This is a genomic window from Lentzea sp. HUAS TT2, assembly GCF_051853195.1.
In the GTDB taxonomy this organism is placed as follows: Bacteria; Actinomycetota; Actinomycetes; order Mycobacteriales; family Pseudonocardiaceae; genus Lentzea.
This window is the reverse complement of record NZ_CP196667.1, coordinates 4533156-4553897: the sequence shown is the minus strand read 5'-3', so window position 1 is coordinate 4553897 and position 20742 is coordinate 4533156. Positions and strand designations below refer to the sequence as shown.

Here is a 20742-nt window from a genome sequence, read left to right as displayed (position 1 = left end):
CATGGACGACATCGCGTTGCGAGAACTGGCGGAGGAACGGCTCCGGGCACTGGCGGGCCCGGAGGCGGTGCTGCGCGAGGACCAGTGGACCGCGATCCACACCCTGGTGGCCCAGCGCCGCCGGGCTCTCGTCGTCCAGCGCACGGGCTGGGGCAAGTCGGCCGTGTACTTCATCGCGACGGCGTTGCTGCGTCAGCTCGGTGAGGGGCCCACGATCATCGTGTCGCCGTTGCTCGCGTTGATGCGCAACCAGATCGACGCGGCGGCGCGGGCAGGTGTGCACGCGGTGACGATCAACTCGGCGAACCCCGGTGAGTGGGACGCCGTGCAGGAGCAGGTCGCGGCTGGCGAGGTCGACGTGCTGCTGGTGAGTCCGGAGCGGCTGAACAACCCCGATTTTCGCGATGCGGTGCTGCCTTCGTTGACGGCGTCGGCCGGCTTGCTCGTCGTCGACGAGGCGCACTGCATCTCGGACTGGGGGCACGACTTCCGGCCCGACTACCGCAGGCTGCGGACGTTGCTGACGGAGCTGCCGCTCGGTGTGCCGGTGCTGGCGACGACGGCCACGGCGAACAACAGGGTGGTCCACGACGTCACCGAGCAGCTGGGGCTCGGGGCGGAGGAGGGCACGCTGGTGCTGCGCGGGCCGCTGGACCGCGACAGCCTGCGCCTGTCGGTCGCGCTGCTGCCGACCGCGGAGTCCCGCCTCGGGTGGCTGGCCGAGCAGCTCGACCGCATGCCCGGTTCCGGGATCATCTACACGCTCACGGTGGCGGCGGCGGACGACATCGCGGCGTTCCTCGCCTCGCGCGGTTTCGCGGTGGCGGCGTACTCGGGCAAGACCGAGCCCTCCGAACGTGAGCGCGCCGAGGAGGAGTTGCTGAGCAACAAGGTCAAGGCGCTCGTCGCGACCTCCGCGCTCGGCATGGGGTTCGACAAGCCGGACCTGGGGTTCGTCGTGCACGTCGGCGCGCCGTCCTCCCCCATCGCGTACTACCAGCAGATCGGCCGTGCGGGCCGTGGTGTCGAACGGGCCGAGGTGGTCCTGCTGCCCGGTCACGAGGACCGCGACATCTGGGCGTACTTCGCGTCGCTGGCGTTCCCGCCCGAGGTGGTGGTGCGGCAGGTGCTGTCCGCGCTCGACGGCGCGGGCAGGCCTTTGTCGACGGCGGCGCTGGAGCCGATGGTCGAGCTGTCGCGCGGCAGGCTCGAGGTGGTGCTGAAGGTGCTGGACGTCGACGGCGCGGTCCGGCGTGTGCGCGGTGGCTGGGAGTCGACGGGCCGGCCGTGGGAGTACGACGGCGAGCGGTACGCGCGCATCGCGGAGGCGCGCAAGGCCGAGCAGCAGGTGATGATCGAGTACCAGCGCACCGATGTGTGCCGGATGAAGTTCCTGCAGGACCAGCTCGACGACCCGACCTCGCACGACTGCGGGCGCTGCGACAACTGCACCGGCGAACGGCTGTCGGTCGAGGTGTCCGAAGTGGCGGCGGAGGCTGCTCGCGAACGGCTGCTGCGGCCTGGTTTGGACGTGGCGCCGCGCAAGATGTGGCCGACGGGCATGAGCGCGATCGGCGTTCCGCTGTCCGGCAAGATCCCGGCTGCGGAGGTGGCGGCCACGGGCCGGGCGCTCGGCCGGCTCACCGACATCGGCTGGGGCAACCGGCTGCGCGACCTGCTCGCGGACGGCGCCGACCGCGAGATCCCGGACGACGTGTTCGCGGCGTGCGTGAAGGTGCTGACGGCGTGGGGCTGGGACGAACGGCCGGTCGGCGTGGTGACGGTCGGGTCGCGCCGACGTCCTCAGCTCGTCGGCAGCTTCGGTCAGAAGATCGCGTCGATCGGGCGGCTGCCGTTCCTGGGCACCGTGTGGCTCGGTGAGTCGACGCACCGGGCGAACAGCGCGCAGCGGCTGGCCGGACTCGTGCGGGCGGGCGAGACCCCGGATCTGTCCGGTGTGGACGGTCCGGTTCTCCTGGTGGACGACCACATCGACACCGGGTGGACGATGACGGTGGCGGCTCGGATGCTCAGGAAGGAGGGGGTCTCCGCCGTGTTGCCGTTCGCGCTGGCGGTGACGAACTGACGAAGAATCCGCGAACCGCGCCCTGGCGCGGTGTGGCACTGTCGTCGCCATGACTCCGGACGTCGTGCGGTACCGGCAGGCCGATCTCCTCTCCTGGCTGTACCGGCGGTTCGGGCCGGTCGTACCGGTGGGTCCGTACACCTACCTGCTCGGTCCGGAGGCGAACCGGTTCGTGTTCGCGCACGCCGAGTTGTTCGAGGTGGAGCGGGCGTTCCAGTCGCTGATGCCGGTGGACGGGCCGACGTCGTTGATCGTGAGCGACGGCGAGGACCACAAGCGGAGGCGCCGGATCGTGCAGCCGGCGTTGGCGCATCGGCAGATCGCGGAGTACACGCCGATCATGCGGGCCAACGCGGAGGCGACGATCGACGCGTGGCGGCCGGGCGAGACCGTTGACGCGTACCAGGAGTTCCGCAGGGCCATCCGGCACAGCACGATCCACGCACTGTTCGGCGAGAGGCTCGCGCAGGAGTCGGACTTCTTCGGAGCCCATCTGCAGGTGCTGATCAACCTGATCGACCGCAATCCGACGGTCGTCACGTTGCTCAGGACGATGAGGGCTCCGGCTTGGCGCAACGCGATGAGGGCGCGGCGGGCCGTGGACGCGCGGGTGTACCAGGCGATCGAGGAGACACGTCAGGGCGGAACGGCCGGTGACGTGCTCACCTCTCTCGTGCAGGGTGATGGGCTGAGCGATTTGGAGGTGCGCGACCAGATCGTCACGCTGATCGCGGCCGGGTACGAGACGACCAGCGGCGCGATGGCGTGGGCGGTGTTCAACCTGTTGCGGCACAACGGGGTCTGGGAGCGTGCCCAGCAGGACGACGACTACCTGGCGAACGTCATCAACGAGACGCTCAGGCTGTACCCTCCGGCGGTCGTGTCGGCGCGGGTCGCGACGCAGCAGTTCGAGTTCGCCGGGAAGAAGATCAAGCAGGGTGCGTTCCTGCTGTACAGCCCGTACGTCACGCATCGGCTGGCCGAGGTGTTCCCCGACCCGCTGAAGTTCGACCCGGACCGCTGGGAGACCAAGCCGGGGCCGCACGAGTTCCTGCCGTTCGGCGGCGGTCCGCACCGCTGCGTCGGCGCCGGGCTCGCCACGGCGGAGCTGACCGTGATGCTGAAAGCGTTGCTGCAAAGGCCGAAACCCGAGCTGCTCCCCCAACGCCTGACGCCGACCGGCCTCGCCGCGATGCGTCCCAAGAACGGCCTCAGAATCCGAGCAGCAGGATGACGGTTGAGGCGAGGCAGGCGACGGCCCGCACGTGGTTCCAGAGCGTCCACGTGCGCAGGTACTCGGGCCAGTAGGCGTCGTCGGTCCGTTCGAGGCGGTTGTTCATCGGCACGTTGACGAACATCGTCAGCAGGAACGACCCGACGACGTAGAGCAGGCCGCCGACGATCCGTCCCTGGAAGACCTCGATGCCGCACAGGACGGCGGTGCCGAGGAACACCAGCAGGAACACCGGGTTCTGGATGCGTGCGTTGATCCGGCGCATCGCCGCGCGGGCCTGCTCGGCGGGCAGGTCGGCGAGACCGGGCATGACAGCGACGGAGAAGGCGAAGAACAGGCCGGCCATCAGACCTGTTGCGGTGGCTGTGATCAGCGTGATTGTCCCCATGGCACCAACTCTGACCGGTGAGCACGGGACTCTCAATGACAATTCATCGCGCGAGCTTGCTCGTTCGTCCAGAATCAGCACCATGACGGATGCGCTGGGCGAGGCACTGCACCTGTTGAGGATGTCCGGCACCTTCTACTGCCGCAACGAGCTCACGGAGCCGTGGGGCGCGACGATGCCGGACATGGGCGACTGCCTGTGGTTCCACGTCCTCACGAGCGGCCGGTGCGACGTCGAGGTCGACGGCCAGGTCACCTCGCTCGAACCCGGCGACGTGCTGCTCGTGCCGGGTGGGCAGCGTCATCGGCTGTTCCACGGCGAAGCGGAGTCGCCACTCGTCACGACGCTGCCGCACGAGTTCGAGACCGACAACTACGCGATCCTGCGGCACGGTGGCGGCGGCGCGGTGACGCACCTCGTGTGCGGTGCGGTCCGTTTCGACCATCCGGCCGCGAAGCACCTCACCAGCGTGCTGCCGAACGTGCTGTACGTGCGCCGCGCCGACGACATGCGCGCCACGATCGACCTGCTGGCCATCGAGTCACAGGCCGTGCGTCCCGGCGGCGAGGCGGTCGTCACCAGACTCGCGGACGTCCTGGTGATCCAGACGATCCGCTCGTGGCTCGCCAACGACCCGGCGGCGCGCACGGGCTGGCTCGGCGCGTTGCAGGACCATCAGATCGGGCAGGCGCTCGCGCTGATCCACCGCGACCCCGCGCAGCCGTGGACCGTCGAACGCCTCGCGCACCAGACAGCCATGTCCCGGTCGGCGTTCGCGGCGCGGTTCACCGACCTCGTCGGCGAACCGGCCATGCGCTACGTGACGCGGTGGCGCATGCACGTCGCGATGAACAGGCTGAAGGACCGCGACAGCACGGTCAGCGAGATCGCCCGCGGCCTCGGTTACGAGTCGGAGGCCGCGTTCAGCCGCGCGTTCAAACGGATCGTCGGGGTGTCGCCCGGTCAGGCGCGGGTGGGCTGAAGCAGGTCCCAGCGGTTGCCGTAGAGGTCCTCGAACACGGCCACGCGGCCGTAGACCTCGTCGCGCGGCTCCTCGCGGAAGTGCACGCCGAAAGCGAGCATGCGGGCGTGGTCGCGGTCGAAGTCGTCGGTGTTGAGGAAGAACCCGACGCGGCCACCGGTCTGATCTCCCACTCGTGCCTGCTGCTGACCTGTGTCAGCCTGTGCCAGCAGCAGCGACGTCCCCTCCCCCGCCGAGATCACGACCCAGCGCTTGTCGCCCTGCGGAGTGTCCTCGACCAGCGTGAACCCGAGTCCCTCCACGTAGAAGCGGATCGCCTCGTCGTAATCGCGAACCACCAACGTCACCAAACCAATAGATCGCACGGCGATGAGTATCAACGACGAGAGAGGTCTACTCGCACATGGCTGACTCACTCGTGCTCCTGCACCCCGGCGGCGCCGACCCCTCGGCGTTCGGACCGCAGTTCGACGCCCTCGCCGACTTCGCGCTGCACGCCCCGCACCGCGTCGACCAGGCCACTCAGGACCACACCGAGATGGCCCACGAGACCATCCAGTTCCTGGAGCGGACCGGGCCTGCCCACCTGCTCGGCTGCAGTGACGGCGCCACGGTCGCACTGCTGACCGCCGTCCTCAGACCCGATCTCGTGCAACGGCTCGTGGTCGTGTGCGGCGTCTACCACCACGACGGCTGGGATCCGGCCACGGAGCTCACGCCGATGCACCGTCGCAGTCCCGCGCTGACCGAGAAAGATCTCGGGAAACTGCCGAACCGGACACTGATCATGATCGGCGATGACGACGAGGTGAAGCTGGAACACGCCACGGCGATGTACCGGGCATTGCCGAATGCCGAGCTGGCAGTGGTTCCTGGCACTTCACACGGTCTTCTGCACGAGAAACCCGCACTGTGCAACGCGATGATCGTTGACTTCCTGACCAATGAACCAGTCGAGACATACGCGCCAATTCGTCGCCGTATGTGATTGGGTGCGTCTATGGCGGTTACATCGCAGACGCATCGACTGCCCGTACGCACGCTCGTCGCATCAAGCGCCGGCAATGCGGTCGAGTGGTACGACTGGGGCATCTACACGGCGTTCAGCATCTACTTCGCAACGCAGATCTTCCCAGCGGGCAACGAGGCCGCCGCCCTTCTGAGCACCTTCGCCACGTTCGCGCTCGCCTTCTTCTTCCGGCCACTCGGCGGTTATCTGCTGGGCCGGTTCGCGGACCTCAAGGGCCGCCGCACGGCGATGCTGTTCACCATCGTGCTGATGTCCGGCGGCTCGGTCGCGATCGGCCTGCTGCCGACGTTCGAGCAGGTCGGCTGGCTCTCACCGGCACTGCTGGTGCTCGCCCGCATCGCACAGGGCATGGCGCTGGGCGGCGAGGTCTCGAACGCGTCGGCGTACCTGGCGGAGATCGCGCCGGCCTCGCACCGCGGCCGATACTCGTCGTTCTTCTACATCTCGACCGGCGCGGCGGTGCTGATCGCGTCGCTGCTCGGCTTCTTCCTGTCCCGCAACCTCGACAAGGCCGCGATGGCCTCCTACGGCTGGCGCGTGCCGTTCCTGATCGGCGGCGTGCTGGGCCTGATCGGGCTGTGGCTGCGACGGGAGCTCAAGGAGACCGAGCAGTTCGAGGAGAACAGGGCCAAGGCCGAGAGCCTGCGCAACCCGCTGATGACGACCCTCAGGGAGCACCCGAAGGCCGTCGGGCAGCTCATCGGCATCACGCTGCTCTCGACGCTGAGCTTCTACACGTTCTTCAGCGCGCTGACACCGTTCGCGGTGAAGTCCAAGGGCGCCAACGACATCGACGTGTTCCTGGCGCTGTCGATCGGCACGGTGGTGTTCATCGCGCTGCAGTACCCGATGGGGTGGATGGCCGACCGCTACGGCCGCAAACCGCAGATGCTCGTGTGGGCGGCGGCGATGGCGTTGCTGGTCGTGCCGTTGTCATCGCTGGTCAAACCCGGTCTGGCGAACCTCGTGGTCGTGTTCGCCGTGGGACTCGGGCTCTACACGGCGATCACGTCGATCGCGCCCGCGATCATGAGCGAGCTGTTCCCGACCGAACTGCGCGGGCTCGGCATCGGCGCCTGGTACAACCTGACCGTCGCGGTGTTCGGCGGCACCGCCCCGCTGGTCATCCAGGCCGTGGGCGGCACCGTCTTCTTCTGGTACGTGGCGGTCGCCGCCGTGATCACGTTCCTCGTGGTGCTGACGCTGCCGGAGACGAAGGGCGTCGAGCTCACCTAGCCAGCGGCACCAGGTCGTCGGCGTGCACGACCTCGCGGCGCTGGTCCTCCGGCAGGTCGTGGGACTTGCGGCCGATCAACGACGGCAGCTCGGCCGAGTCGTAGCCGACGACACCGCGGGCCACGACCTCACCGGCCAGGCTCACCAGTTCGACGACGTCACCGGCCTCGAAGTCGCCGTCCACACCGGTGATCCCGGCGGCCAGCAGCGAACGACGCCTGCCCACGACCGCGGCGACCGCGCCGTCGTCGAGGTGCAGGCGGCCGTTGGCGTCGGTGGCGTAACCGAGCCAGAAACGGCGCGCGGTGAGGCGCGAGCCCGTGGCGGCGAAGGCTGTGCCGACGTCGGCGGACGTCAACGCGCGGCCTGCCTCGGCGGAACCGGTCAGCAGCACCGGGATGCCCGCGGACGAGGCCAGCCGCGCCGCCGCCAGCTTGGAGGCCATGCCGCCGGTGCCCAACCCCGACGCACCAACGGTTCCGGCCTGCACACCGTCCACATCGGACGCTGACGCCACCTCGGAGATGCGCACCGCTCCCGGTTTGCGCGGGTCGCCCGAGTAGAGGGCGTCCACGTCCGACAGCAGGAACAACGCGTCGGCGCCGACGAGGTGCGCGACCAGGGCAGCGAGACGGTCGTTGTCGCCGAAGCGGATCTCTTCGGTGGCAACGGTGTCGTTCTCGTTCACGACCGGCACGGCACCCAGCGCCAGCAGACGCGAGAACGTGCGCTGGGCGTTGCGGTAGTGGGCGCGGCGCACCACGTCGTCCGCGGTCAGCAGGACCTGCCCGACCGTCAGCGAGTAGCGGCCGAACGAGTTCGCGTAGGCGTGCGCCAGAGTGAGCTGGCCGACGCTGGCCGCGGCCTGCTGGGTGGCGAGGTCGCGCGGGCGGCGGGACAGCTTCAACGGCGCGAGGCCGGCGGCGATCGCGCCCGAGGACACGAGCACGACCTGGCTACCTGCTGCGGCACGGGCGGCGAGGGCGTCGACCAGCGCGTCGAGACGCGCCGGATCGAGGCCACCCTCCGCTGTGGTCAACGAGGAAGAACCGACCTTGACCACGATGCGGTTCGCCGAAGCGACCGCGGTTCGAGCTTGTGAGACCGCGGGGGCCGTCACGACTTACTCCTCGGTGAAAGCGTCGCCGTAGTCACCGGGCGCGCGGCGGGCCTTCTTCAGGGCCTTGCGCTCGTGTGCGCCGATGCGGTCGTTGTTCTCGAGACGGATGTCCGTGCCACGCCCGGTCATCGTCATCGCGATGCCGGCCGGGGTGGTCGGTTCCCAGTCGAAGATCAGGTCGCCGATGGTGACCTGGCAACCGGGGACGGCACCCTTCTTCACGAGCTTTTCCTCGACGCCCAACCTGTTGAGGCGGTCCGCGAGGTAACCGACGGCTTCGTCGTTGGAGAAGTCGGTCTGACGGATCCAGCGCTCGGGGCGTTCGCCCTTCACGATGAAGCCACCCTCGACCGAGGGGTCCTCGGTCACGGTGAAGCCCTGGTCGTCCACGGCGGTCGGCCGCAGCACGATTCGGGTCGATTCCTTCTTCGGCTGGGCCGCGCGGTACTCGCGCACGACCTCGGCCAGCTTGAACGTCAGCTCGCGCAGGCCCAGGCGGGACACCGTCGACACCTCGAAGACCGGCAGGCCGCGGGCCTCGATCTCCGGGCGGACGATGTCGGCGAGGTCCTGGGCGTCCGGGATGTCGACCTTGTTGAGGATGACCACGCGCGGCCGGTCCTCGAAGTTGCCGCCCAGCGCGGGGGTGTACTCCGAGAGTTCCTTCTCCAGCGCGTCGATGTCCGCGATCGGGTCGCGGCCCGGCTCGTACGTCGCGCAGTCGACGACGTGCGCGAGAACGGCGGTGCGCTCGATGTGGCGCAGGAAGTCGAGGCCGAGGCCCTTGCCCTGCGACGCGCCGGGGATCAGGCCGGGGACGTCCGCCATCGTGAAGACGGTCTCGCCCGCGGTGATCACGCCGAGGTTCGGGACCAGCGTGGTGAACGGGTAGTCGGCGATCTTCGGCTTGGCCGCGGACAGCACCGAGATCAGCGACGACTTGCCGGCCGACGGGAAGCCCAGCAGGCCCACGTCCGCGACGGACTTGAGCTCCAGCACCAGGTCGCGCGTCTCGCCCGGCTCACCGAGCAGCGCGAAACCGGGGGCCTTGCGGGCCCTCGACGCGAGCGAGGCGTTGCCGAGGCCACCACGACCACCACCAGCGGCGATGAGCTGCGTGCCCTCGCCGACCAGGTCCGCGACGATCTCGCCGTCCTCGGTCAGCACGACGGTGCCGTCCGGGACGCGCAGGATCAGGTCTTCACCGTTCGCGCCGTCGCGGTTCGCACCGGCGCCGGACTTGCCGCTGGTGGCGGAGGCGTGCGGGTGGAAGTGGAAGTCCAGCAGGGTGTGCACCTGCGAGTCGACGACGAGGACGACGTTGCCGCCGCGGCCACCGTTGCCGCCGTCGGGACCGCCGAGGGGCTTGAACTTCTCGCGGTGCACTGAAGCACAACCGTTGCCCCCGTTGCCGGCGGCAGCGTGGATCACCACACGGTCTACGAAGCGGGCCACGGAAATACTTCCTCTCAACAGGACTGCGGACAAACAACGAGGGGCGGAACCGGATTGACCGGGCCCGCCCCTCGCAGAGGTCTAACTACGTTGCGGAAACGGTCCTCAGACCGCGACCGGAACGATGTTGACGGTCTTGCGACCGCGCTTCGAACCGAACTCCACCGCACCGGGCAGCAGGGCGAACAGCGTGTCGTCCTTGCCGATGCCGACGCCGACGCCGGGGTGGAACTTGGTGCCGCGCTGGCGGATCAGGATCTCGCCGGCCTTGACGACCTGACCGCCGTACCGCTTCACACCCAGGTACTGGGCGTTGGAGTCACGGCCGTTGCGGGAACTGGATGCACCCTTTTTGTGTGCCATGAGAAGTCAGGTCCTCACTTACCGGTGATGCCGGTGACCTCGACGCGGGTCAGCTTCTGCCTGTGACCCTGTCGCTTGTGGTAGCCGGTCTTGTTCTTGAACTTGTGGATGCGAATCTTCGGGCCCTTGGTGTGCTCGACCAGCTTGCCGGTAACCGAGAACTTCGCCAGGGCCGCCGCGTCAGCGGTGACGTCAGTGCCGTCGACCACGAGCAGCGCCTGGAGGGAGATTTCGGTGCCCGGCTCGCCCTCGAGCTTCTCGACCTCGACGATGTCGCCGACAGCGACCTTGTACTGCTTGCCGCCGGTCTTGACGATCGCGTACATCAGGACGGAAGTCTCCTGCTACTCGATGGTGACGGGCCGCGCGCCAACCATTCTGGGAAGTTCACCAGCGGAGGCACACGACAGGACCCGTCGGATGGCGGGCCGTCAACAAGGTTACGGGAGTGGGTGCTCCAGGAGCAAACCGGGGTGCCCCGATGACGTTCCCGCAGGCTGTGCGGTCCCTCACAACCCTTGTGGGCAAAGCAAAACCGGGGCCGCCCGCAGGCGACCCCGGTCTCACTTCATTCGCGTCAGTCCTCCTGGACCGGCGGTCCCGCGGGCCGCGACACGGCGCGGCGCCTGCGGGTGGTGGTGACCACCGGTGCGGGCATCTGGACCTCGGGCTGCTTGGGCACCTCGACCACGATCGGCGCGGGCACCTCGGCCGCCGGGGCACCGGCGGCGCGCTTGGCCGCACGACGCCGCGGACGGGCCGCGGGGGGCTCCACAGCGGCCACAGGGGCCGCTGCGACGGGCTCGGGGGCCGCGACCGGCTGCGGGGTGGCCACGGGCTCCTGCTCGGGCTCCACCGCCACCACGGTCCGCTGAGCGCCGATGCGACCCGTCACGACGGGCTGCTCCTGCGCGGGCTCGGCGATCGGGCGCTGCGCGCCGATGCGTCCGGTCACGACGGGGGCCGCGACCGGCGCCTCCTCGGCGACCGGCTCGACGAGCTCCTCAGCGGTCTCCTCGATCACCTCGGACTCGGTGACCACGGGGTCCAGCTCGACGGGAGCCGGGTCCTCGGCGGGCACGTGACCGTTGAGCGCCTGCTCCTCGACCACGACCGCGTCGACGACGGCCTGCGGCTCCTTGTCGCGGCCACGACGGCGGCGGCGACGACGGCCGTGGGCCTCGTGCTCCTGGTCGGCGGCGACGAAGTCCTCGGAGGTGTCCTCGGGCTCGCCGGGCTCGAAGACCTCGGCGGGCTCCGCGGGAGCCACCGGCGCCTCGACCGCCGCCTCGACGACCTCGGTCGTCTCGGCGGACTGCTCGCCGCCACCCTTGTTGCGGCGCGACTTGCGGCCACTGCTGGGCTGCTGCGGCTGCTGCTGGCCGCCACCGTTGCCACCGCCGTGCGAGTGCACGGGCTCGGTGGACACGACGACGCCACGGCCGCGGCAGTGCTCACACGTCTGGCTGAACGCCTCGAGCAGGCCGGTGCCGACGCGCTTGCGCGTCATCTGCACGAGACCCAGCGAGGTGACCTCGGCGACTTGGTGACGCGTGCGGTCGCGGCCGAGGCACTCGGTCAGGCGGCGCAGCACCAGGTCGCGGTTCGACTCCAGGACCATGTCGATGAAGTCGATGACGATGATGCCGCCGATGTCGCGCAGCCTGAGCTGGCGGACGATCTCCTCCGCCGACTCCAGGTTGTTGCGCGTGACGGTCTCTTCGAGGTTTCCGCCCGAACCGGTGAACTTGCCGGTGTTGACGTCGATGACCGTCATCGCCTCGGTGCGGTCGATGATCAGGTAACCACCCGACGGCAGCCAGACCTTGCGGTCGAGCGCCTTCATCAGCTGCTCGTCGATGCGGTACTCGACGAACGCGTCGCTGTTGCCGACGTGCTTCTTCAGGCGGTCCTGCAGGTCCGGCGCCACGTGGCGGACGTAGGAGTCGATGACCTCCCACGCCTCGTCGCCCTGGACGACGAGCTGCGCGAAGTCCTCGGTGAACAGGTCGCGGACGACCTTCACCAGCAGGTCCGGCTCCTCGTAGAGCAGGGTCGGCGCCTTGGTGGAGGTGCTGTCGGACTTCTCCTTGATGACCTTCCACTGCGCCTGCAGACGGGTGACGTCGCGGCCCAGCTCCTCCTCGGCGATGCCCTCGGAGGCGGTGCGGATGATCACGCCGGCGTCCTCGGGGACGACGCGCTTGAGGATGTCCTTGAGGCGCTTGCGCTCGTTGTCCGGCAGCTTGCGGCTGATGCCGGTGGCACCGCCGCCCGGCACGTAGACGAGGAAGCGGCCGGGAAGGCTGATCTGCGTGGTGAGGCGGGCGCCCTTGTGGCCGACCGGGTCCTTGGTGACCTGGACGAGCACGCTGTCGCCGCTGGACAGGGCCTGCTCGATCTTGCGGGACTTGCCCTCGAGACCGGCGGCGTCCCAGTCGACCTCACCGGCGTAGAGCACGGCGTTGCGGCCGCGGCCGATGTCGATGAACGCGGCTTCCATGCTCGGCAGCACGTTCTGCACGCGGCCGAGGTAGACGTTGCCCACGATCGAGCCGGAGCCCGACGACGTGACGAAGTGCTCGACCAGCACGCCGTCTTCCAGCACGCCGATCTGGGTGCGGTCGCCGCGCTCGCGGACGACCATCGTGCGGGCCACGGCCTCGCGGCGGGCCAGGAACTCGGCCTCGGTCAGCACCGGGGCACGACGGCGGCCGGCCTCGCGACCGTCACGGCGGCGCTGGCGCTTGGCCTCCAGGCGCGTGGAGCCGCGGATGCTGCGCACCTCGTTCTGCGCGGCCTCCGAGTCGGCCTTGTCGTCGCGCGCGTCCCGCGTCTCGCGGACGTGCACGACCGTGTTCGGCGGGTCGTCCTCGGACGACACCTCCTCCTCGGCGCCCGTCTTGCGGCGGCGGCGACGGCGACGGCGACGGGTCGAGCTCTCGTCGCCCTCGTCCTCGGCCTCAGCGGCGTCGTCGTCGGACTCGGTGGCCTCGGAGGCGTCCTCGGACGGTGCCTCGTCGGTCTCCTCACCACCCTCGGCGTCGGTGCCCTTGCCGCGGCCACGGCCACGGCGGCCCCGGCGGCGTCGACGGCGGCTGTCGCTCTCGTCGTCGCCGTCCGCCTCGGTGTCCGCCTCGGCCTCCGCTGCGTCGAGCTCGTCCGCGGCGATCTCACCGACGGACTTCTCCTCGACGACCGGCGCCTCCTCGACCACGAACGGCGAGGGCGACGCCTTCGGCCGTTCGATCGGCTGGGGCGGCAGGAACACCGCGCTCGGCGCGGCGAAGATCGGCGCGAGCGCCGGTGCCTCGAACGCCGGGATCGCGGGTGCCTCGTAGTCCTCGGTGACCTCACCGGTGACCACGTCGTCCCAGTCGACGAGTGTCTCGGCGACCTTCAGCGCGACGTCGCGGCTGACGCTCGACTGCGCGCTACGGGCGACCTCACCGAGGTCGGCCAGCGCAGTCATCACGTCCTTGCTGCTGACGTCCAGCAGTTTGGCCAGTGCGTGGACCCGCAACTTGTCCGGCAGGTCCGCCAGTTCAGGGCGTGCGGCAACCACGCCCTGCCCGCCGGTGACACCGGCAGGCTTTTCCTTGTTCGACATGCAGCTCCTCCACCCCCGGGCGCGTCCCGTGAGGACGCGGCCGCGCAGGGGCCTCTCTTGTCTCTCTCCACCGCTGCTCGCGGCGGGAATCCTTGCCTCGCGCGCAGTGGCGTGGCGCCTCTCTGGGCGCACGCTTGCGCAGGTCCCACGACGACGCCGCTGTCAGCGCCGCTCCTCCTGTTTGCGTTGCGGCCGGGTCAGACCAGACCGACACCGTCGGCGCTCGTCAGGACTCTCTGTCCTGCTGGAGCGGGTCCACCAGCCTGCCCTCGCCGTCGAGCCTTCCCTGCGCCATCCGGGTTGCTCTCGCAGGTACCGGCGGCACGAGATCGGCCACGACGCGAAGCGCATTCAGCACGTCGTCGGGTCGCACGGTAGGCGTTACCTGCCGTACAACCGTCATGAGTATCCCACACGGTTGTGACAAAGCGGTGTCATCGTGTCCGGCGTCGCTCGAACGTGGTTCGACCAGCGCTGACACGACGGCGGGCCGCACGTCGAGCATCTTCGTGCCGTTCTTGGTGAGCCGCTCGACCTCCACGGACTCCGCCGCGAGGAAGACGCTCACCGCCTTCGCGAGCTCGTCCGGGTCGACCCCGTCGAGCTCGATCCGCCATTCGCTCGCGTCGATGCGCTCGGTGAGGTTGCCACCGTTCGCCTGGACGATCTCGACGACGTCGATGCCGGGTGGCAACGCCTCGTCGAGCGCGGCCCTCAGCGCCACCGGGTCGAGCCTCTCGACCACGGACACCTCGACGTACTCCGCCTCGCTGGCGACGCCGGTCGGCGCGGCGCCGACCCACGACACCTTCGGGTGAGGGCTGAACCCCTGGGAGTAAGCCATGGGTACGCCTGCCCTGCGCAGCGCACGTTCGAACGTGCGAGCGATGTCGCGGTGCGAGGTGAAACGCAACCTCCCCCGCTTGGTGTAGCGAAGGCGCAGTTTCTGCACCGCCGCGGCGGATGGGTTGTTGGGCAGGTTGCGGCTCAGCGGTGCTCCCAGTGGTGTTCCGACGGGTGAGCGGTCCCATCGGCGCAGGCTGTTCGTCCAGGAGGACGGTACCGTGAACCTGATTCAGAACGTTCAGCTTGTCTAGATCGTTGCGCGTGGCTACGGTCCGGCTGTCTGGACGCCCTGCCGACCTGGAGGTCCCTGGTGCCTCTGCTCCACCGCGCTCGAGCGGCGGCGATGACCGCACTGCTCGTCGCAGGGTGCTTGGCGGCGTCCCTGCCCGCCGGCGCGGAACCGGACTCCGCCGCCGGGGGACCGTCCTGCATCCAGCCGGGTCCGCTGCTGCGCTACCTCGTGGTGTTTCCGCAGTTCACGACCGCTGAGACGGCGAACTCGGAGATCTCAGAGGCGTGCGGTCTCACCACCGTCTACTACCCGCAGATCTCGGTCGCGGTGGCCACCTCGCCCGACCCCGGTTTCCTCAAGCTGATCGGCCCAGAACGCGCGTACAGCGCCCAGGCCGAGAGCATCGCCAAGCGGTCGGTGAAGCGGAAGAAGGACGACACGGAGCTGCTGCGCCCCGCGGGCGTGCGGTCCGCCGAGCAGTGGGACATGAATCTCATCAAGGCGCCGGCCGCGCACGAGATCACCACGGGTTCCAAGTCGGTCGTCGTGGGCGTGCTGGACTCCGGCGTCGACGCCCGCCACCCCGACCTGGTGGACGCGCTGGCCCCCGAACTGTCCGCGGGGTGCCTGACCGGCAAGCCCGACACGTCACCGGCCGCGTGGACCCCGACGACCTCCGCCCACGGCACGCACGTCGCCGGCACCATCGCCGCAGCTGACGACGGCCGTGGCACCACGGGCGTCGCACCGGGCGTGCGCATCGCGTCCGTGAAGGTCGTGGACGACGACGGCTTCATCTACCCCGAGTACGCGGTGTGCGGCTTCATGTGGGCCGCCTCGCAGAACATGACGATCACCAACAACAGCTACTTCATCGACCCGTACCTGTTCACCTGCCAGAGCGAGCCCGGCCAGCGCATCGTCTACGAGGCCGTGCGCCGTGCCGTGGACTACGCGACCACGCGCAACGTGCTGACGGTCGCCGCAGCCGGGAACGCGGCCGCAGACCTGTCCCGGCCGGGACGCGACTCGTTGTCGCCGACGAACGGCGAGGCGCAGACGCGTCCGGTGGACTCGACGTGTGTGGTGCTGCCCGCACAACTCAAGAACGTGGTCGGCGTGTCGGCGGTCGAGTCGACCAAGACCAAGGCCGGGTACAGCTCGTACGGCCTCGGCGCGATCGACGTGACGGCGCCGGGTGGCGATCCGCGCACGCCGACCGGGTGTGTGCTGTCGACCGTGCCGTCCGGCTACGACTACTCGTGCGGCACGTCGATGGCGGCCCCACACGCGTCCGGGGTGGCGGCGCTGATCGCGTCGGTGCATCCCGAGACCGACGCGTTGTCGCTGGGCCGGATGCTGAACGCGCAGGCGGAGACGCTGGCGTGTCCCGCCGACTACGACCTGAACGGCACCGGGGTGCAGGACGCGTTCTGCACCGGGTACTCGGAGTACAACTCGTTCTACGGGCACGGCCTCGTGGACGCGTTGGCCGCCGTCACGAAGTAGCCGCCCTGCCCGCCACGACGCACGCGGGGCCCTTTCGTACCGTCTGACGGTACGAAAGGGCCCCGCGTGGCGTTTGGAGCTACGGGGTGAGCGCCGGGTTCTTCACCGGGGAGCCGACGCCGACCGGGGAGATCGGCAGCAGCTTGCGGCCCGTCGGACCGACCTCGATGTCCGTGCCCATCGCCGGGCAGACACCGCAGTCGAAGCACGGGGTCCAGCGGCAGTCGTCCTGCTCGCGCTCGTCGAGCGCGTCCTGCCAGTCGGCCCAGAGCCATTCCTTGTCGAGGCCCGAGTCGAGGTGGTCCCAGGGCAGGACCTCCAGCTCCTCGCGCTCGCGGGTGGTGTACCAGGCGAGGTCGACGCCGAGCGGCTCCAGCTGCTCGGCCGCCTTCGCGGTCCAGCGGTCGTAGGAGAAGTGCTCGCTCCAGCCGTCGAAGCGGCCGCCGTCGCGCCACACGGCCTCGATGACCTTGCCGATGCGGCGGTCACCGCGGCTGAGCAGGCCTTCGATGAGGCTCGGCTTGCCGTCGTGGTAGCGCATGCCGATGTTGCGGCCGAGGCTGCGGTCGCTGTTCACGGCGTCGCGGAGCTTCTTCAGCCGGTCGTCGACCACGTCCGGGTCGCACTGCGCGGCCCACTGGAACGGCGTGTGCGGCTTGGGCACGAACCCGCCGATCGAGATGGTGCAACGGACGTCGTTGCGGCCGCTGGCCTGCCGGCCCGCGCGGATGACGTTCTTCGCCATCTCCGCGATCTGCAGGACGTCCTCGTCCTCCTCGGTCGGGAGGCCGCACATGAAGTAGAGCTTCACCTGCCGCCAGCCGTTGGAGAACGCGGCCGACACCGTCCGGATGAGGTCCTCTTCGGACACCATCTTGTTGATGACGCGGCGCATCCGCTCGCTGCCGCCCTCGGGCGCGAAGGTGAGACCCGAGCGCCTTCCGTTGCGGGACAGCTCGTTCGCGAGGTCGATGTTGAACGCGTCAACCCGCGTGCTCGGCAGGCTCAGGCCCGTGTTCGTGCCCTCGTAGCGGTCCGCGAGGCCCTTGGTGATCTCGGCGATCTCGCTGTGGTCCGCACTGGACAGCGACAGCAGGCCGACCTCCTCGAAGCCGGTCGCCTCCAGGCCCTTCTGGACCATCGCGCCGATGCCCTCGATGGACCGCTCGCGCACCGGGCGGGTGATCATGCCCGCCTGGCAGAAGCGGCAGCCGCGCGTGCAGCCGCGGAAGATCTCGACGCTCATCCGCTCGTGGACGCTCTCGGCGAGCGGCACCAGCGGCTGCTTCGGGTACGGCCACGCGTCGAGGTCCATCGTGGTGCGCTTGAAGACGCGGTACGGGACCCGGTCGCGGTTCGGCACGACGCGCTGGATGCGGCCGTCCGGCAGGTACTCCACGTCGTAGAAGCGCGGGATGTACACACCGCCGGTCTCGGCGAGCCTGGTCAGCACCTCGTCGCGGCCGCCGGGGCTGCCCTCGGCCTTCCACGTCCTGACGATCTCGGTGATCTCCAGGACGGCCTCTTCGCCGTCGCCGAGCACCGCCGCGTCCACGAAGTCCGCGATCGGCTCCGGATTGAACGCCGCGTGCCCACCGGCGACCACGATCGGGTCGTCCACGGTGCGGTCGGCGGCGTGCAGCGGGATGCCGGCTAGGTCCAGCGCCGTCAGCATGTTCGTGTAGCCCAGCTCCGTCGCGAAGCTGATGCCCATCAGGTCGAACGCCTTGACCGGCCGGTGCCCGTCGACCGTGAACTGCGGGACGTCGTGCTCACGCATCAACGCCTCGAGGTCCGGCCACACCGCGTAGGTGCGCTCGGCGAGCACGTCCGGCAGCTCGTTGAGGATCTCGTAGAGGATCATGACGCCCTGGTTGGGCAGGCCGACCTCGTACGCGTCGGGGTACATCAAAGCCCAGCGCACGGAGGCCGCGTCCCAGTCCTTGACGGTCGCGTTGAGCTCGCCGCCGACGTACTGCACCGGCTTGGAGATCCGCGGCAGCAGTGGCTCCAACCTGGGGAAAACAGACTCGGCACTCACACGACCAGAGTAACGGCCCTCACGTGGCAGGGCCGAATCGCGGTCAGTCCAGCAACAACGTGCCCAGCCGCCGCGCCGCCACCACCGTGCCGACGGCCGCGAGCACCGCGAAGTACGCGACGTGTCCGAGCAGCCCCCAGCCGACAACGCCCAGCGTGAGGCCCCGCATCAGCTCGATCGCGTGGTAGAGCGGCGTCCACGTCACCACGGTCTGCAGCCAGCCCGGGTAGACCGACAGCGGGTAGAACGTCGTCGAGAACAGGAACATCGGCAGCACCGCGAGCTGCACGAGGTCGAAGTCCTGCCACGACCTCATGAACGTCGTCGCCGCCATGCCCACCGCGGCGAACGCGAACGCCACCAGCAGCGCCGCCGGCAACGCGAGCAGCGCCCACGGCGAGAAGATCAGCCCCATCCCGAGCATGACCGCGAGGAACCCGGCCGAGTACAGACCGCCCCTGAGCAGCGCCCAGGCGATCTCGCCGATCGCGATGTCCATCGGCCCCATCGGCGTCGTGAGCATCGCGTCGTACAGCTTCACGTACTTGAACTTGAAGAACACGTTGAACGTCGCGTCGTACACGGCCCCGTTCATCGCGCTGGCCGCCAGCAACGCGGGCGCGACGAACGCCGCGTACGAGATCGGCCGCCCGTCCGGCCCGGCCACCGCCGACACCATCTGCCCGAACCCGAGCCCCAGCGACCACAGGAACAGCACGGGCTCGAACGCCCCGCCGACCAGCACGAACCACGCGCGCCGGTTCACGACCGCAGCGCGTTCGACGAGCATGCTCGCCTTCCCGCCGTAAAGCCCGGGCGGGATCACGCGCCACAACAGCCCCACGCTGGCGGGCACGGCCTTCTCGCGATCGAGGGTCTGCGTCATACCGCCAGCCTCCGGTGGAAGAACTTCACGCCGAGCGCGATGCCCGCGGCCGTCAGCGCCACGAGGTAAACGAGGTGCCCCAACGCGGGCAAGAGGTCGATCGTCCCGAACGTCGCACCGCGCGCGAGCTCGATGCCGTGCCAGGCGGGCGTCAGCCACACCACCGGCAACAACCACTCCGGCAGCTGGCTGACCGGGAAGAACGCGCCGGTGAACAACGTCATCGGCATCATCACGAACCGGAAGATCGTGGTGAAGCCGTCAGGTTTGTCCAACGTCGCGCTGTACGCGACCAACGGCGCGCTGAACGCCAGCGCCGCCACCGTCGCAACAGGAATCGCCACGAGAATCCCAGGCCCCGCAGCCGCACCAAGGACAACCGCGATCCCCACGAACACCGCGGACCGCACGAACATCTGCGACCCGATCCACAACATCTGCCCGTACAACACCTGCGCGGGCGTGATCGGCGTCGCCACCATCCCGACGTACGTCTTCTGCCACAGAAACGCCGACATGATCGCGTAAGTCGACTCGAACGTCGCCCCCTGCAACGCCGTGACGACCACCAGCGCGGGCGCGAGGTACTCCAGATACGGCACCCCGCCGATCAACGCCGTCGACTGCACCTGCGACCCGAACCCGAGCCCCAGCGCCAAAAGGAACAACACCGGCGTCAAGAAGCTCGACACCACAGTGGCCCGCCAGTTGCGCCGGTACCACATCCAGTGCTTCTCGAAGCCGAACCAGGAGGCCCTCAGCGTCTGCATCAGTCCACCAACGTCCGCCCGGTGAGCCGGAGGAACACGTCCTCCAGCGAACTGCGCCGCACAAGACTCTGCACGGGCTGAACCCCGTGCTCGTGCACCACGCTCAGCGTGTGCTCCCCGTCCTGCGTGTACAGCAGCAACCGATCCGGCAGAACCTCGACCCGTTCGGCGAACCTCTCCAAATCCGGCTTCGCCGCCCCAGGCTGGAACCGCAGCTCCAGCACTTCCCTGGTGGAGTACCGACTGATCAGCTCGCTGGGCGACCCCTCAGCCGCGATCCGCCCGCCGTCCATCACCACGAGCCGATCGCACAACTGCTCGGCCTCGTCCATGTAGTGCGTGGTGATGATGAGCGTGACACCGTCCTGCTTCAGCCGGAACAGCCTGTCCCACAACAGATGCCGAGCCTGCGGGTCCAACCCGGTGGTCGGCTCGTCCAGCAACAGCAACTCCGGATCGTTCACCAACGACCGAGCAATCGTGAGCCGTCTCTTCATCCCGCCACTGAGCGGCTCGACCTCGTGATCGGCCCTGTCACTCAGCTGCGCGAACTCCAGCAGCTCCTCAGCCTTCTCCCGGCACTTCGCCCGCGACATCCCGAAGTACCGCCCGTAGATCTGCAGGTTCTGCCGAACCGTCAACTCCGTGTCCAGGTTGTCGAGCTGCGGCACCACCCCCAGCCGAGCCCGGATCTGCGGCCCCTGCGCAGCCGGGTCCATCCCGAGCACCTTGAGCTCGCCGCCGCTGCGCCCGGACACGCACGAGATCATCCGCATGGTCGACGACTTCCCGGCACCGTTGGGCCCGAGAAACCCGAACGCCTCCCCGCGCCGAACCTCGACGTCGATCCCACGAACGGCCTCAAACGACCCGAAGTGCTTGGTCAGAGCCTTGGCCTCAACGAGGTTGTCCACCTGCCCGACGGTAACGAACAGGTCTGACAATTCTCGACGC

At 69.2% G+C, this 20742-nt stretch carries 18 protein-coding genes; 6 read left to right on the top strand and 12 right to left on the bottom strand.

Annotated elements, in window-relative coordinates:
- Position 1 precedes the first annotated feature (1 nt).
- Both ACSHWB_RS22815 and ACSHWB_RS22810 read left to right on the top strand, forming a co-directional pair.
- A complete protein-coding gene (locus ACSHWB_RS22815; RefSeq protein WP_439664027.1) occupies positions 2-2086 on the top strand; it encodes a RecQ family ATP-dependent DNA helicase in 2085 nt (694 codons plus the stop codon).
- Positions 2087-2135: 49 nt separating this feature from the next.
- Entirely contained in the window at positions 2136-3320 is a 1185-nt protein-coding gene (locus ACSHWB_RS22810; protein WP_439664026.1) for a cytochrome P450, read from the top strand.
- Here the strand turns inward: ACSHWB_RS22810 and ACSHWB_RS22805 are convergent.
- On the bottom strand, positions 3298-3708 hold the full coding sequence (locus ACSHWB_RS22805; protein ID WP_439664025.1) for an anthrone oxygenase family protein: 411 nt from the start codon (positions 3706-3708) through the stop codon (positions 3298-3300). The two genes, ACSHWB_RS22810 and ACSHWB_RS22805, sit on opposite strands and share 23 nt — an antisense overlap.
- Before the next feature lie 82 nt (positions 3709-3790).
- On the opposite strand from ACSHWB_RS22805, the gene ACSHWB_RS22800 reads away from it, so the two are divergent.
- Positions 3791-4690 carry an AraC family transcriptional regulator gene (locus tag ACSHWB_RS22800; RefSeq protein WP_439664024.1) on the top strand — a complete coding sequence of 300 codons (900 nt, stop codon included), beginning with the start codon at positions 3791-3793 and terminating at the stop codon, positions 4688-4690.
- Here ACSHWB_RS22800 and ACSHWB_RS22795 read toward each other — a convergent pair.
- Positions 4672-5055 (bottom strand): VOC family protein, encoded by a 384-nt coding sequence (locus ACSHWB_RS22795; RefSeq protein ID WP_439664023.1) that lies wholly within the window; start codon positions 5053-5055, stop codon positions 4672-4674. The genes ACSHWB_RS22800 and ACSHWB_RS22795 overlap by 19 nt on opposite strands.
- A gap of 38 nt (positions 5056-5093) precedes the next feature.
- On the opposite strand from ACSHWB_RS22795, the gene ACSHWB_RS22790 reads away from it, so the two are divergent.
- The gene (locus ACSHWB_RS22790; protein ID WP_439664022.1) at positions 5094-5678 is read left to right on the top strand and encodes an alpha/beta fold hydrolase; all 585 of its coding nucleotides are present in this window, start codon (positions 5094-5096) and stop codon (positions 5676-5678) included.
- A 12-nt stretch (positions 5679-5690) separates the two neighbouring features.
- On the top strand, positions 5691-6956 hold the full coding sequence (locus ACSHWB_RS22785) for an MFS transporter (RefSeq protein WP_439664021.1): 1266 nt from the start codon (positions 5691-5693) through the stop codon (positions 6954-6956).
- On the opposite strand, the gene proB is transcribed toward ACSHWB_RS22785, so the two are convergent.
- From proB to ACSHWB_RS22755, 6 genes are all read right to left on the bottom strand, one after another.
- On the bottom strand, positions 6949-8076 hold the full coding sequence (proB, locus tag ACSHWB_RS22780) for a glutamate 5-kinase (protein ID WP_439664020.1): 1128 nt from the start codon (positions 8074-8076) through the stop codon (positions 6949-6951). The two genes, ACSHWB_RS22785 and proB, sit on opposite strands and share 8 nt — an antisense overlap.
- A gap of 3 nt (positions 8077-8079) precedes the next feature.
- Positions 8080-9531 (bottom strand): GTPase ObgE, encoded by a 1452-nt coding sequence (gene obgE, locus ACSHWB_RS22775; RefSeq protein ID WP_439664019.1) that lies wholly within the window; start codon positions 9529-9531, stop codon positions 8080-8082.
- Between the two features lie 105 nt (positions 9532-9636).
- Positions 9637-9894: a 50S ribosomal protein L27 gene (rpmA, locus tag ACSHWB_RS22770; protein WP_090071165.1), complete on the bottom strand. Its 258-nt coding sequence runs from the start codon at positions 9892-9894 to the stop codon at positions 9637-9639.
- A 14-nt stretch (positions 9895-9908) separates the two neighbouring features.
- A complete protein-coding gene (gene rplU / locus ACSHWB_RS22765) occupies positions 9909-10220 on the bottom strand; it encodes a 50S ribosomal protein L21 (RefSeq protein ID WP_030479431.1) in 312 nt (103 codons plus the stop codon).
- A 251-nt stretch (positions 10221-10471) separates the two neighbouring features.
- Positions 10472-13504, bottom strand: a complete 3033-nt coding sequence (locus ACSHWB_RS22760) for a translation initiation factor IF-2 N-terminal domain-containing protein (RefSeq protein WP_439664018.1) — start codon at positions 13502-13504, stop codon at positions 10472-10474.
- Between the two features lie 226 nt (positions 13505-13730).
- Positions 13731-14456 (bottom strand): TIGR03936 family radical SAM-associated protein, encoded by a 726-nt coding sequence (locus ACSHWB_RS22755; RefSeq protein ID WP_439664017.1) that lies wholly within the window; start codon positions 14454-14456, stop codon positions 13731-13733.
- A 204-nt stretch (positions 14457-14660) separates the two neighbouring features.
- On the opposite strand from ACSHWB_RS22755, the gene ACSHWB_RS22750 reads away from it, so the two are divergent.
- The gene (locus tag ACSHWB_RS22750; RefSeq protein WP_439664016.1) at positions 14661-16091 is read left to right on the top strand and encodes a S8 family peptidase; all 1431 of its coding nucleotides are present in this window, start codon (positions 14661-14663) and stop codon (positions 16089-16091) included.
- Positions 16092-16170: 79 nt separating this feature from the next.
- On the opposite strand, the gene ACSHWB_RS22745 is transcribed toward ACSHWB_RS22750, so the two are convergent.
- Genes ACSHWB_RS22745 through ACSHWB_RS22730 form a run of 4 tightly spaced genes read right to left on the bottom strand, consistent with a single transcriptional unit; the run spans position 16171 to position 20702 of the window.
- On the bottom strand, positions 16171-18132 hold the full coding sequence (locus ACSHWB_RS22745; RefSeq protein ID WP_439664015.1) for a TIGR03960 family B12-binding radical SAM protein: 1962 nt from the start codon (positions 18130-18132) through the stop codon (positions 16171-16173).
- A gap of 43 nt (positions 18133-18175) precedes the next feature.
- Positions 18176-19018 carry an ABC transporter permease gene (locus tag ACSHWB_RS22740; RefSeq protein WP_439664014.1) on the bottom strand — a complete coding sequence of 281 codons (843 nt, stop codon included), beginning with the start codon at positions 19016-19018 and terminating at the stop codon, positions 18176-18178.
- Positions 19015-19788 carry an ABC transporter permease gene (locus tag ACSHWB_RS22735; RefSeq protein ID WP_439664013.1) on the bottom strand — a complete coding sequence of 258 codons (774 nt, stop codon included), beginning with the start codon at positions 19786-19788 and terminating at the stop codon, positions 19015-19017. The genes ACSHWB_RS22740 and ACSHWB_RS22735 overlap by 4 nt, the downstream gene beginning before the upstream one ends.
- Positions 19788-20702: an ABC transporter ATP-binding protein gene (locus ACSHWB_RS22730; RefSeq protein ID WP_439664012.1), complete on the bottom strand. Its 915-nt coding sequence runs from the start codon at positions 20700-20702 to the stop codon at positions 19788-19790. The genes ACSHWB_RS22735 and ACSHWB_RS22730 overlap by 1 nt, the downstream gene beginning before the upstream one ends.
- Positions 20703-20742: the final 40 nt, after the last annotated feature.